Annotated in this window: 11 protein-coding genes, 5 tRNA genes and 1 rRNA gene; all 17 read right to left on the bottom strand. The window is 48.4% G+C overall.

Annotation, left to right across the window (positions count from 1 at the left end):
- Nucleotides 1-17: 17 nt before the first annotated feature.
- Nucleotides 18-4,100, bottom strand: a complete 4,083-nt coding sequence (gene rpoB, locus L9P87_RS16765; protein WP_237445973.1) for a DNA-directed RNA polymerase subunit beta — start codon at nucleotides 4,098-4,100, stop codon at nucleotides 18-20.
- A gap of 222 nt (nucleotides 4,101-4,322) precedes the next feature.
- The gene (gene rplL, locus L9P87_RS16760; RefSeq protein ID WP_237445912.1) at nucleotides 4,323-4,691 is read right to left on the bottom strand and encodes a 50S ribosomal protein L7/L12; all 369 of its coding nucleotides are present in this window, start codon (nucleotides 4,689-4,691) and stop codon (nucleotides 4,323-4,325) included.
- A gap of 74 nt (nucleotides 4,692-4,765) precedes the next feature.
- Entirely contained in the window at nucleotides 4,766-5,260 is a 495-nt protein-coding gene (gene rplJ, locus L9P87_RS16755; protein ID WP_237445911.1) for a 50S ribosomal protein L10, read from the bottom strand.
- Between the two features lie 233 nt (nucleotides 5,261-5,493).
- Entirely contained in the window at nucleotides 5,494-6,189 is a 696-nt protein-coding gene (gene rplA, locus L9P87_RS16750; RefSeq protein ID WP_237445910.1) for a 50S ribosomal protein L1, read from the bottom strand.
- A gap of 3 nt (nucleotides 6,190-6,192) precedes the next feature.
- Nucleotides 6,193-6,621, bottom strand: coding sequence for a 50S ribosomal protein L11 (gene rplK, locus L9P87_RS16745; RefSeq protein ID WP_237445909.1), 429 nt, complete (start codon nucleotides 6,619-6,621; stop codon nucleotides 6,193-6,195).
- Between the two features lie 82 nt (nucleotides 6,622-6,703).
- Nucleotides 6,704-7,237 carry a transcription termination/antitermination protein NusG gene (gene nusG / locus L9P87_RS16740; protein ID WP_237445908.1) on the bottom strand — a complete coding sequence of 178 codons (534 nt, stop codon included), beginning with the start codon at nucleotides 7,235-7,237 and terminating at the stop codon, nucleotides 6,704-6,706.
- A 7-nt stretch (nucleotides 7,238-7,244) separates the two neighbouring features.
- Nucleotides 7,245-7,613: a preprotein translocase subunit SecE gene (gene secE / locus L9P87_RS16735; protein ID WP_237445907.1), complete on the bottom strand. Its 369-nt coding sequence runs from the start codon at nucleotides 7,611-7,613 to the stop codon at nucleotides 7,245-7,247.
- A gap of 84 nt (nucleotides 7,614-7,697) precedes the next feature.
- Nucleotides 7,698-7,773, bottom strand: a tRNA-Trp gene (locus L9P87_RS16730).
- A gap of 35 nt (nucleotides 7,774-7,808) precedes the next feature.
- The gene (gene tuf / locus L9P87_RS16725) at nucleotides 7,809-9,032 is read right to left on the bottom strand and encodes an elongation factor Tu (protein ID WP_237445906.1); all 1,224 of its coding nucleotides are present in this window, start codon (nucleotides 9,030-9,032) and stop codon (nucleotides 7,809-7,811) included.
- A gap of 88 nt (nucleotides 9,033-9,120) precedes the next feature.
- Nucleotides 9,121-9,196: transfer RNA gene (locus L9P87_RS16720), tRNA-Thr, on the bottom strand.
- 12 nt (nucleotides 9,197-9,208) lie between these two features.
- A tRNA-Gly gene (locus L9P87_RS16715) sits at nucleotides 9,209-9,282 on the bottom strand.
- 10 nt (nucleotides 9,283-9,292) lie between these two features.
- A tRNA-Tyr gene (locus L9P87_RS16710) sits at nucleotides 9,293-9,376 on the bottom strand.
- 70 nt (nucleotides 9,377-9,446) lie between these two features.
- Nucleotides 9,447-9,522 (bottom strand) — tRNA-Thr (locus L9P87_RS16705).
- Between the two features lie 27 nt (nucleotides 9,523-9,549).
- Nucleotides 9,550-10,293: an SPOR domain-containing protein gene (locus tag L9P87_RS16700; protein ID WP_237445905.1), complete on the bottom strand. Its 744-nt coding sequence runs from the start codon at nucleotides 10,291-10,293 to the stop codon at nucleotides 9,550-9,552.
- On the bottom strand, nucleotides 10,290-11,054 hold the full coding sequence (locus L9P87_RS16695) for a type III pantothenate kinase (protein WP_237445904.1): 765 nt from the start codon (nucleotides 11,052-11,054) through the stop codon (nucleotides 10,290-10,292). Before L9P87_RS16695 ends, L9P87_RS16700 begins: the two co-directional genes overlap by 4 nt.
- On the bottom strand, nucleotides 11,051-12,001 hold the full coding sequence (gene birA / locus L9P87_RS16690) for a bifunctional biotin--[acetyl-CoA-carboxylase] ligase/biotin operon repressor BirA (protein WP_237445903.1): 951 nt from the start codon (nucleotides 11,999-12,001) through the stop codon (nucleotides 11,051-11,053). The genes L9P87_RS16695 and birA overlap by 4 nt, the downstream gene beginning before the upstream one ends.
- A gap of 162 nt (nucleotides 12,002-12,163) precedes the next feature.
- Nucleotides 12,164-12,266 (bottom strand): 5S ribosomal RNA (rrf, locus tag L9P87_RS16685); the annotation flags it as partial.

Raw genomic sequence — 12,266 nt, 5'->3', positions numbered from 1 at the left:
AAAATCAGTTAATAGGCTTAATCAGTATCTAGATCGATATCGATACCGAGCGATCGGATCTCTTTGATCAATACGTTAAAGGACTCAGGCATGCCTGGCTCCATACGATGATCGCCATCAACGATATTCTTGTACATCTTAGTACGACCATTAACGTCATCAGACTTAACGGTAAGCATTTCCTGTAGGGTATATGCGGCGCCGTACGCCTCAAGTGCCCATACTTCCATCTCACCGAAACGCTGACCACCGAACTGCGCCTTACCACCCAGCGGCTGCTGAGTAACCAAGCTGTAAGAGCCGGTAGAACGTGCGTGCATCTTGTCGTCAACCAAGTGGTTAAGCTTCAGCATGTACATGTAACCAACGGTTACCGGACGCGTGAAGGTATCACCTGTACGGCCATCTTTAAGCTCTAGCTGACCACTGTCTGGCAAGCCAGCGAGGGTAAGCAGTTCTTTGATCTCCGATTCCTTAGCACCGTCAAATACCTGGGTGGCCATTGGCACACCGGTACGTAAGTTGCGGGCCAGGTCAAGAATCTCTTCATCGCTAAAGCTGGCAAGATCTTCTTTACGGTTGGCTTCGCTGGCAGTGTTGTAGATATCTTCGAGTAGCTGGCGAATATCGGCTACGGCACGCTGCTGCTCTAGCATGTCGTTGATTCTGTGACCCAAGCCTTTTGCCGCGAGGCCTAGGTGAGTTTCTAGAATCTGACCAACGTTCATTCGCGACGGTACACCCAGCGGGTTCAATACGATATCGACGGGGCGCCCCTTCTCATCGTAAGGCATGTCTTCTTCCGGCATGATAACCGAGATAACACCCTTGTTACCGTGACGACCAGCCATCTTATCACCAGGCTGAATACGACGCTTGATGGCAAGATAGACCTTAACAATCTTTTGTACGCCAGGCGCCAGATCGTCGCCGCTTTGCAGTTTGCCCTTCTTAATTTCGAAGCGCTCGTCGATATCCTTACGCAACTCATCCATGGTCTTCTCAGACTCTTCGATAAGCTCGTTCAGAGACTCGTCCTGCATGCGTAGACGGAACCACTGATCACCCTCAAGACCCGATAGGATCTCTTCGGTTAAAACAGTGCCGGCAGAAAGACCAGCGCCACCAGCGGCAGGCTTGCCTAACAAAGCCGCCTGAAGACGGTCGAGTGCGGCAATCTCAACGATGCGGAACTCTTCCTGTAGGTCTTTGCGATAGCCATCAAGCTGGCTATTTTCGATATCCTTGGCACGCGGATCTTTCTCAAGACCGTCGCGAGTAAAGACTTGGACATCAATAACAGTACCCTTAACGCTTGAAGGAACGCGAAGCGAGGTATCTTTAACATCAGATGCCTTCTCACCGAAGATGGCACGAAGCAACTTCTCTTCAGGCGTCAGCTGGGTTTCGCCCTTAGGTGTTACCTTACCAACAAGGATATCGCCACCGAGAACTTCAGCACCGATATAGACGATACCAGAGTCATCCAGCTTGCCTAATGCACCCTCACCAACGTTAGGGATATCGGCAGTGATTTCTTCTGAGCCCAGCTTGGTGTCACGAGCGATACAAGTCAGCTCTTGAATATGGATGGTGGTGAAGCGGTCTTCTTTAACGACGCGCTCAGAGACAAGAATCGAATCCTCGAAGTTGTAACCATTCCACGGCATAAAGGCAATACGCATGTTCTGCCCAAGCGCAAGTTCACCCAGATCAATCGACGGGCCGTCGGCGAGGATGTCATTGCGAACAATGGTATCGCCCTTGCTGACAATAGGACGCTGATTAATACAGGTGTTCTGGTTAGAACGTGTGTACTTAGTCAGGTTGTAGATATCAACACCGTTACGGCCATCGGCGATTTCGTCTTCGTTAACGCGAACAACGATGCGTTGTGCGTCGACAGAATCGATCACACCACCACGGCGAGCAACAACACAGACACCAGAATCCTGCGCCACGTTACGCTCAATACCGGTACCGACAATAGGTGCCTGAGCCTTTAATGTAGGTACAGCCTGACGCTGCATGTTCGATCCCATCAACGCTCGGTTAGCATCATCGTGCTCAAGGAACGGGATAAGAGAAGCAGCAACAGAGACAACCTGCTTTGGCGATACATCCATATATTGGACATCGGCCGGTGGCTTGATGGTGAATTCGTTCAAGTGACGAACGTTGACCATCTCTTCACTGAGGTTGTTGTTCTCATCCAGCTTGGCAGACGACTGAGCGATAACGTACTCAGCCTCGTTGATTGCCGATAGGAAAATAATTTCGTCGGTGGCATGGCCGTCTTTAACGATACGGTAGGGCGACTCTAGGAAGCCATAATCGTTAGTACGGGCATAGGATGCCAACGAGTTGATCAAACCGATGTTTGGACCTTCAGGCGTTTCGATTGGACAAACACGACCGTAGTGAGTCGGGTGTACATCTCGAACCTCAAAACCTGCACGTTCACGGGTTAGACCACCGGGGCCCAAGGCTGAAACACGTCGCTTGTGTGTCACCTCAGAAAGCGGGTTGTTCTGATCCATAAACTGTGACAACTGGCTTGAACCGAAGAATTCTTTAACGGCTGCAGCAACAGGCTTGGCATTGATTAAATCTTGAGGCATAAGACCTTCAGACTCAGCCATGCTCAAACGTTCTTTAACAGCACGTTCTACACGGACAAGACCAACACGGAATTGGTTTTCAGCCATTTCGCCAACAGAGCGAATACGACGGTTACCCAAGTGATCGATATCATCGACCATGCCATCACCGTTACGGATAGACACCAATGTCTTCAAGACGTCAACAATATCGTCGCTTGATAGAATGCCATCGCCAACGCTCTCTTCACGACCTAGACGCATGTTAAATTTCATGCGACCAACACTTGAAAGGTCATAACGCTCAGGAGAGAAGAACAGGTTTTGGAAAAGAGTTTCCGCGGCTTCTTTTGTTGGCGGCTCACCAGGACGCATCATGCGGTAGATTTCTACCAGCGCTTCCAAGCTGCTGCGGGTAATGTCTGTTCTCAAGGTATCTGCAATGAACGAACCACAGTCCAGCTCATTGGTATAGATGGTCGAGAAGGACTTAACACCAGCTTCGCTAATCGCTGCCAACGCTTCTTCTGTTAACTCGGTGTTACATTCAAGCAACACTTCACCGGTTTCGGTGTTGATAACATCTTTAGACAGCGCACGACCAATAACATTCTCGGCGGGCACCTTCAGCGTCGTCAAGCCAGCCTTGGTAATTTGGCGAATATGACGAGCGGTTACACGGCGACCCGCTTCGACAATCAATTTACCCTTGGGATCGAGAATATCAAGCGCTGCTGGTTCGCCACGTAGGCGCTCAGGCACAAGCTCAAGATCGTAATGACCGTCTTCCGCCTGAGTAAAGGTGTCAGCACTGTAAAACATCTCAAGCATTTCTTCTGAGTTATAACCCAGAGCACGCAACAATACAGTAGCAGGCAATTTACGACGACGGTCAATACGAACAAAGACCAAATCTTTGGCGTCGAATTCAAAATCTAACCATGAGCCACGGTAAGGAATAACACGGGCCGAATACAACAATTTGCCAGACGAGTGTGTCTTGCCCTTGTCGTGATCGAAGAATACACCTGGGGAGCGGTGTAATTGAGAAACGATAACTCGCTCAGTACCGTTGATTACAAAGGTACCGTTATTAGTCATTAATGGGATCTCACCCATGTAGACTTCCTGCTCTTTAATGTCTTTTATCGACTTACTGGCAGAATCTTTATCATAAATAATCAGACGTACTTTGACACGAAGAGGTACGGCATAGGTAACTCCTCGTAATTGACACTCAACAACATCAAATGCTGGAGCGCCGAGGGCGTAGTCAACATACTCAAGCGCTGCGCTGCCAGAGTAGCTAACAATAGGAAAGACCGATTTAAAGGCGGCATGCAAACCGGTGTCTTGACGCTGGTCTGCGGCAATACCACTTTGGGTGAAATTGCGATAAGAATCTAGCTGAATCGCCAACAGATAAGGAATATCCTTAACATGTGGTAGCTTACCAAAATCCTTACGGATACGTTTTTTCTCAGTATATGAGTAGGCCATCAGTACTCCCCAGTAGTTTTTTGAAATCTCTAATTGGCTTGGGTTAAAACGCCACCACTTGCGCGCTTCATTCTTTCCCACAGAAGTTGGCTAAACTTCCTCATACCAGCTAACTTTTTTGTCTTCAGTCAGTATTACCTGTTAGAGACGACAAAAGGCCGACGGCGAAATTGCCGTCAGCCTTTCTGCTTTTCTTGCGAAAAGCTTTATGCATTCACGAGATTACTTAATCTCTGCAGATGCACCAGCTTCTTCAAGCTGCTTAAGAGCTTCTTCAGCTTCTTCTTTGGTTACGCCTTCTTTAATTGCAGAAGGTGCACCGTCAACCATAGCCTTAGCGTCTTTCAGACCTAGACCAGTGATTGCACGAACAGCTTTGATAGCGTTAACTTTCTTATCGCCAGCAGCTGTCAATACTACGTCAAACTCGGTCTGTGCTTCAGCGGCAGCTTCGCCACCAGCAGCAGGTGCAGCGGCAGCAGCAGCTGCAGATACGCCGAATTTCTCTTCCATCGCTTCGATTAGCTCAACAACGTCCTTTACAGACATTTCGGCTACGGCGTTGATGATATCTTCTTTGGTCAAAGACATTTTCAAATCCTAATTTCTTTGGGAACTTTCGTTCGTTAAAATCTTAATGAAACAGCAAGTTATTTAAATATAACTTATGCTGCTTCCTGTTCTTTCTGGTCACGTAGGGCCGCAAGTGTGCGAACCAACTTACCAGCAGAAGCTTCTTTCATAACGCTCATCAACTTAGCAATTGCTTCGTCGTATGTCGGCAAGCTTGCTAACAGAGTTACATCTGTCAACTCACCTTCAAATGCTGCTGCGCGAACTTCTAGCTTGTCATTTCCTTTGGCGAATGCATTAAGAATGCGTGCGCCGGCACCTGGGTGCTCGTTAGAAAATGCAATTAGAGTAGGACCGCTAAAAGTGTCTGTAAGACACTCTAGATCAGTTCCCTTAACCGCGCGACGTGCTAGCGTGTTACGAATAACGCGGAGGCTTACGCCTGCTTCACGTGCTTCGCTACGTAGCGCCGTCATATCTGTCACTGATACACCACGTGCATCGGCAACTACAGCAGATAGAGCGTTTGCAGCAGCTTCTTGGACTTCAGCGACAATCGCTTTTTTGTCTTCTAGTCCTAATGCCACAAGATTTCTCCTGAAATATGATCGGGGTTAGTCGATCTATCCACGCATATTCAAACTAAGTCTAAATATGCAATTTCAGTATAGAGATTGATAAATCAATCATTACACCATCTACGCAGGCTAACCGTAGTCGATTAAGCTTTCACACCTGCGGTCTTTGATGGCCTTCAGTCTAAACTAAAGACCCCAAAGTTCTTTTGCCATCCAAACCCGAAAGCCTGGACAGTAAAAAATTACAGCTCTAGGCTGGCCTGATCAAGCACCAAACCTGGACCCATTGTAGTCGTCAGCGTCAGCTTCTTAAGGTAAACACCCTTGGCTGAAGCTGGTTTTCCTTTCTTAAGGTCAACAACTAGAGCTTCAATATTTTCCTTGATCGCAACGGTGTCGAAACCGACTTTACCGATGGCGCCATGGATAATACCTTTCTTATCTGTGCGATAACGCACCTGACCAGCCTTAGCGTTCTTAACCGCTGTAGCAACATCAGGAGTCACTGTACCAGTCTTAGGGTTAGGCATTAGACCACGAGGACCTAGAACCTGACCAAGCTGGCCAACAACACGCATTGCATCTGGGCTTGCGACGACAACGTCGAAATCCATCATGCCGCCTTTGATCTCGGCCGCTAAATCGTCCATACCGACGAATTCTGCGCCAGCTGCTTTCGCGGCCTCTGCATTTGCGCCTTGAGTGAACACAGCCACACGGACATCTGCACCGGTGCCGTGAGGCATAACAGTTGCACCGCGAACGTTCTGATCAGATTTACGTGCATCAACACCAAGGTTGATGGCAATCTCAACAGACTCTTTGAACTTAACAGTAGACAGCTCAGTCAACAAAGCCACGGCTTCGTCGATTGCGTACTGCTTACCTGGCTCAACTTTCTCGCTAATTGCTTTTTGACGTTTTGTAAGTTTAGCCATGACTTAACCCTCCACCTCTAAACCAGCACTGCGAGCAGTACCTGCGATACAACGAACAGCAGCGTCCATATCTGCAGCTGTTAGATCAGCCATTTTAGTAGTAGCGATTTCTTCAAGCTGAGCGCGAGTAACCGTACCGACTTTCTTTGAGTTTGGTGTACCTGAACCACCCTTGATACCAGCTGCTTTGAAAAGCAATACGGCAGCAGGAGGAGTCTTGGTAATAAAGGTAAAGCTGCGATCACTGTAAACAGTGATAACGACAGGAATCGGCAGACCAGCTTCCATGCTCTGGGTTTGAGCATTGAACGCCTTACAGAATTCCATGATATTCACACCGTGCTGACCAAGAGCTGGACCAACTGGTGGGCTTGGGTTTGCTTTACCAGCTGCAACTTGCAGCTTGATGTAAGCTTCTACTTTCTTCGCCATTGCGATTCTCCACTTTGGGTGCAAACGCACTGCCTAGCAGTGCTCCCCGGTAACAGCGTAACTACGCCAATAAAGAGTTGATCTAAGCCTTTTCGACCTGACCAAATTCCAAATCTACAGGAGTCGAGCGACCAAAGATCAATACTGCAACCTTAATACGACTCTTCTCATAATCCACTTCTTCGACAGTACCGTTAAAGTCATTAAACGGCCCATCAACAACCCGAACCATTTCGCCGGGCTCAAACAATGTCTTCGGTTTAGGACGCTCACTGCTATCTTCAACACGACGAAGAATAGCATTGGCCTCTGCCTCACTGATTGGCGCTGGCTGATCAGCCTTACCACCAATAAAGCCCATAACACGCGGCGTTTCTTTTACCAGGTGCCAAGACTCATCACACAATTCCATCTCGACCAGGACATAACCAGGAAAGAACTTACGCTCACTCTTTCGCTTCTGCCCTGCTCTAATCTCAACAACTTCTTCAGTGGGAACTAAAACATCACCAAAGAGGTGCTGCATCGACTTGAGTTCAATTTGCTCAAGTAGTTGCTTTTGCACTCTTTTTTCATAGCCAGAAAAGGCATGAACAACATACCAACGTTTAGCCATTGCTTTGCTACCCTATAATCTTCGAGATAATCATGCCGAGTAACGAATCCAGCATCCACAAAATGAGCGCCATTATAAGCGTTACTGCGACCACTATAAAAGTAGTTTGTAATGTTTCTTGGTGCGAGGGCCACACAACCTTTCGAATCTCAACGCGAGACTCTTTGATTAAGTCCCAAAGCGCGGCACCTTTTGCAGTCTGCAATGCGACGACAAGAGAAACGCCACCCATTACCAGCAACGCCAAAACTCTGTACAGCAGCGACTCATCAGAGAAATATGTATTACCAACAACGCCAGCAACAACTATAGCCGATACAAGAACCCACTTAACAATATCGAATCGACTAGCTTGGCCTTCTACTTTTGTATTCATAGAGCGGTAATTGCCTCTTTCTCAGTTTAAAAAGTCCAAAATGCACCAAAGCAAACCGCCCAAGTAGGGCGGTTTGCTTAAATATGGCAGGCCACGACGGACTCGAACCGCCAACCCTCGGTTTTGGAAACCGATGCTCTACCAATTGAGCCAGTGGCCTAAAATAGGAGAGAGCAAGCCCTCTCCGATCATCGATTACTCGATGATTTTAGCAACAACACCAGCACCAACAGTACGACCACCTTCGCGGATTGCGAAGCGTAGACCATCATCCATGGCGATTGGGTTGATCAGAGTAACAACCATCTGGATGTTATCACCTGGCATTACCATCTCAACACCTTCTGGCAACTCACACGCGCCAGTGATGTCAGTGGTACGGAAGTAGAACTGTGGGCGGTAGCCTTTGAAGAATGGCGTGTGACGACCACCTTCATCTTTACCTAGCACATAAACTTCAGCTTCGAACTTGGTGTGCGGGTTGATTGAACCTGGCTTAGCCAATACCTGACCACGCTCAACATCATCACGCTTAGTACCACGTAGCAGGGCACCAATGTTCTCACCAGCACGACCTTCGTCAAGCAGCTTGCGGAACATCTCAACACCAGTACAAGTAGTGGTTTGAGTTTCGCGAATACCAACGATTTCAACTTCATCGCCAGTGTTAACAATACCGCGCTCAACACGACCGGTAACAACAGTACCACGACCTGAGATTGAGAAAACGTCTTCGATAGGCATGATGAAATCACCGTCGATAGCACGCTCTGGCTCTGGAATGTAGCTATCTAGAGACTCAACAAGATTCTTAACCGCTGTAGTACCCAGCTCGTTATCATCTTCGCCATTCAACGCCATCAGCGCAGAACCACAGATGATTGGAGTATCGTCACCTGGGAAGTCGTACTGGCTTAGCAGATCACGCAATTCCATTTCGACGAGCTCTTTCATCTCTTCGAATTCTTCAGAATCAACGCCACCACAATCTTCAGCAAGAAGATCGGCTTTGTTTAGGAATACAACGATGTAAGGAACACCAACCTGACGAGAAAGCAGGATGTGCTCACGAGTCTGAGGCATTGGACCATCGGTAGCACCACAAACAAGAATCGCGCCATCCATCTGAGCAGCACCGGTGATCATGTTCTTAACATAATCGGCGTGACCTGGGCAGTCGACGTGTGCGTAGTGACGGATAGTTGAATCATATTCAACGTGTGATGTTGCGATAGTGATACCGCGCTCACGCTCTTCTGGTGCGTTATCGATACCATCGAACGCTACAGCTTCGCCGCCAAATACTTCAGCACATACGCGAGTTAGAGCTGCAGTAAGAGTAGTTTTACCGTGGTCAACGTGACCGATGGTGCCGACGTTAACGTGCGGCTTGTTACGTTCAAACTTTTCTTTTGCCATTGTGACGAACCCCTACGAAGAGTGTGATTATCAACTTCTACACATAAACAGGAGAGAACCCTAGGTTAACTCCTGCAATAAATAAACTTGGAGCTCTTGAGCAGATTTGAACTGCCGACCTCACCCTTACCAAGGGTGTGCTCTACCAACTGAGCTACAAGAGCTTAAATCGATGCTGGAGCGGGTAGCGGGAATCGAACCCGCATCATCAGCTTGGAAGGCTGAGGTTCTACCACTAAACTATACCCGCTTCAAAAAAATGGTGGTGGGAGGTGGATTCGAACCACCGAAGCTTGCGCGTCAGATTTACAGTCTGATCCCTTTGGCCACTCGGGAACCCCACCACAACAAAGAACTTTATACTCTTTGCAACAACCTTCCAGGCCAACTGGAAAGCTCACTACAAGGCAAAAATGGAGCTGATGATAGGAATTGAACCTACGACCGGCTGATTACAAATCAGCTGCTCTACCGACTGAGCTACATCAGCACTGTTGCCTTGAAAGCGACGCGAATATTAGTGGATGCCGGTTCCTTTGGCAAGCGTTTTACAAAAATAATCTCTCTTTTCTAGCTTTGAGAAATCCTGTTTTAAGTTTTGATATAACTCTTCCCCAGCCTGTTTGTTGGCAGCCGTGCCGTTCAGCCAATAAACTGTATTAAATTTAACCACTTCCTTCAGTTTGACGGAATACCCTTTGCCGCTATATTTTGTCAGCAACCTACTCGCCCCATCTTTATTTTTAAAGATACCCAGCGAGATCGCCTCGGCCATTTCGCCTTTGGCAATCAAATAACTGTCTATTTTATTTTGCTGCAACTGACGCAACTGACGCATTGATTCTTTTCTACTGGCATAGGGTCCCATATACACCCAGTACTCTGAGTCTGTCGCCACATCCACACCGCTGACACTGTAATCGACATAGGATGCATTAAAGCGACGTTCAAGCTGCGCCAACGACAGCTTGTCAATGACCGGACCTATAGCCCAACATAGCTCATCAGCCTCCACCGGCAACCCCTTATCCTCAACCGGGCTAAGTTCCGACACCTCCTCAACAGCCTCTGTACTTTTTGGATTGAGCATCTGCCTTAATGCAGGCTTTGCGTATTCACCCACCTCACTTTTCAGATATAGCTCACCGACATCCTTTCCAGCAGGCTGAATTGCAGACTGAACCCCCTGTCGTTCCATCACTGCCCCATACACTCCGTAACTTACTACGCTAACTAGCAATACAACAAATACTGACTTCATAGCTCGTCAACCACTTCCTCTTCAAACACCCAATTCAACCCATCGAGAACCAGTGACTCAATATAATCATGCTCCTCCTGCATTACCGCCAGCAGTGACAGCGCATCCCCCCCAGTCATAATGACAGGCACAGAGTCACCCTTATTTTGCCTCGCAATCTCATCCTGGGCACTGCGAATATACCCCATAGCCATGTGCATTAGCCCGCGAGCCACCGCCTCATCTGTCGACAACCCCGCAGACATCTCTTTATTATCATAATCGGTTGAAAAATGTACATCCTCGGTGCCAAGTTGTAGAGCTCCGCACAAAAGTTTAAGGCCTGGAGCAATATACCCCCCCCTGAACACACCCCGAGCATCTACATAATCGACAGTGATTGCACTACCGGCATCAACGATAACAACCGCGCTGCTCAGCTTCTTATAGGCACCGATAGCTGCCATCCAACGGTCCACACCCAAACGTTGCGGCTGGTGGTAACCATTCTCAATTCCACACGCACAGGCAGACACCTCGGCAACAAATACCCTGCAACTAAAGCGGCTTTTCAAGCCCTCCGCCATTTCAGCCGTGGCCGCCTTATTGCGTACAGACGAGATCGCTACCGCATCGACAGCCCAGCTATCGAGCAATAAGGCCAGCGCGTCAGCAGCCTCAGCTGTTGCCAGTTCCACAACGCCCGCAGCCCTGATTCCATCCGGAGCACGTAACTGCCATTTAATTCGGGTATTACCGCAGTCAAGCAACAGCGTTGTCACTTCGACCTCCTCACACTTACCTCACCACCATGAAACAACTTACGGCCTAACGAGGTCTCCACAATTAATGCCCCAGAACCGTCAACACCCTGCGCCACCCCGCTGGATTTGTTCTCACCACTGGTTATTATTACCACCTGATTTTGGTAATCATGTAATTGCTCCCACTGTTGGTGATACGCTGAGAAGCCATGCTGCTCATACGTCTCCAGCATTGACTCAAGTGCATCAAGCAAGCAACTTAATATTTTTGCCCGGGCCAAGGGTTTCTCTGTCAGCTTATCGCATGTCGTCCAGGGCTGATCAATTGCCTGGCTACTCGCACCAGCCATATGTACGTTCAGCCCCAGGCCGATAACCACATGACAATCACCCGATGGATCACCACCCATTTCAATTAATATACCGCCAAGCTTGAGCCCGTTATGTAAAATGTCGTTAGGCCACTTTAAACCGACACCTGAAACACCAAGCTTACTCAGCGCCTCTACGACAGCCACACCAACAGCCAGGCTAAGCCCCGACAAAGCCGCTGCACCACTCTGGAACTCCCAACCAACAGAGAGATACATATTCGATGCATACGGGCTTATCCATGCTCGACCACGACGGCCACGCCCATGCGTCTGCATATCAGCACTGATTGCCTTAAGGTGAATAGAGCCCTGCTGAGCCTGATCCATTAGCAGGCTATTTGTCGATGTAGTTACCGACAGAAGCTCTATATCGAACCTCGTAACGGCAATATCTGCCGGTGCGATTAAGTCAATACCGCCCAGAACGCGGTACCCTTGACCACGAACAGACTCCACCTCAACACCAAGCTCTGCCAACTTTTGTATTTGCTTCCAAACAGCGGCCCGACTTACACCAACTGCAGCCCCCAAATCCTCACCGGAATGAAACTGCCCATCGGATAATATAGTTATTAATTGAATCTGCTGCATCACTCACTTTTCACAAAGCCACGTAGTTAGCGGATAGCATACCGAGCATTGAAGTCTATTTCTAACCGATATCGACCAATTCAAACAACTTGCCCATGTAACGGCAAACCCCAGCCATAAAAAAACCCCGTAAGCGTAAGCTTACGGGGTCTTAGAATAAAAGCCTGACGATGACCTACTCTCACATGGGGAAACCCCACACTACCATCGGCGAGGAATCGTTTCACTACTGAGTTCGGGATGGGATCAGGTGGTTCCAATTCTC

Source organism: Sinobacterium norvegicum, assembly GCF_923077115.1.
Taxonomy (GTDB): domain Bacteria; phylum Pseudomonadota; class Gammaproteobacteria; order Pseudomonadales; family Sinobacteriaceae; genus Sinobacterium; species Sinobacterium norvegicum.
Note: the sequence above shows the minus strand (reverse complement) of the source record. Positions and strands in the feature narration are given on the sequence as shown.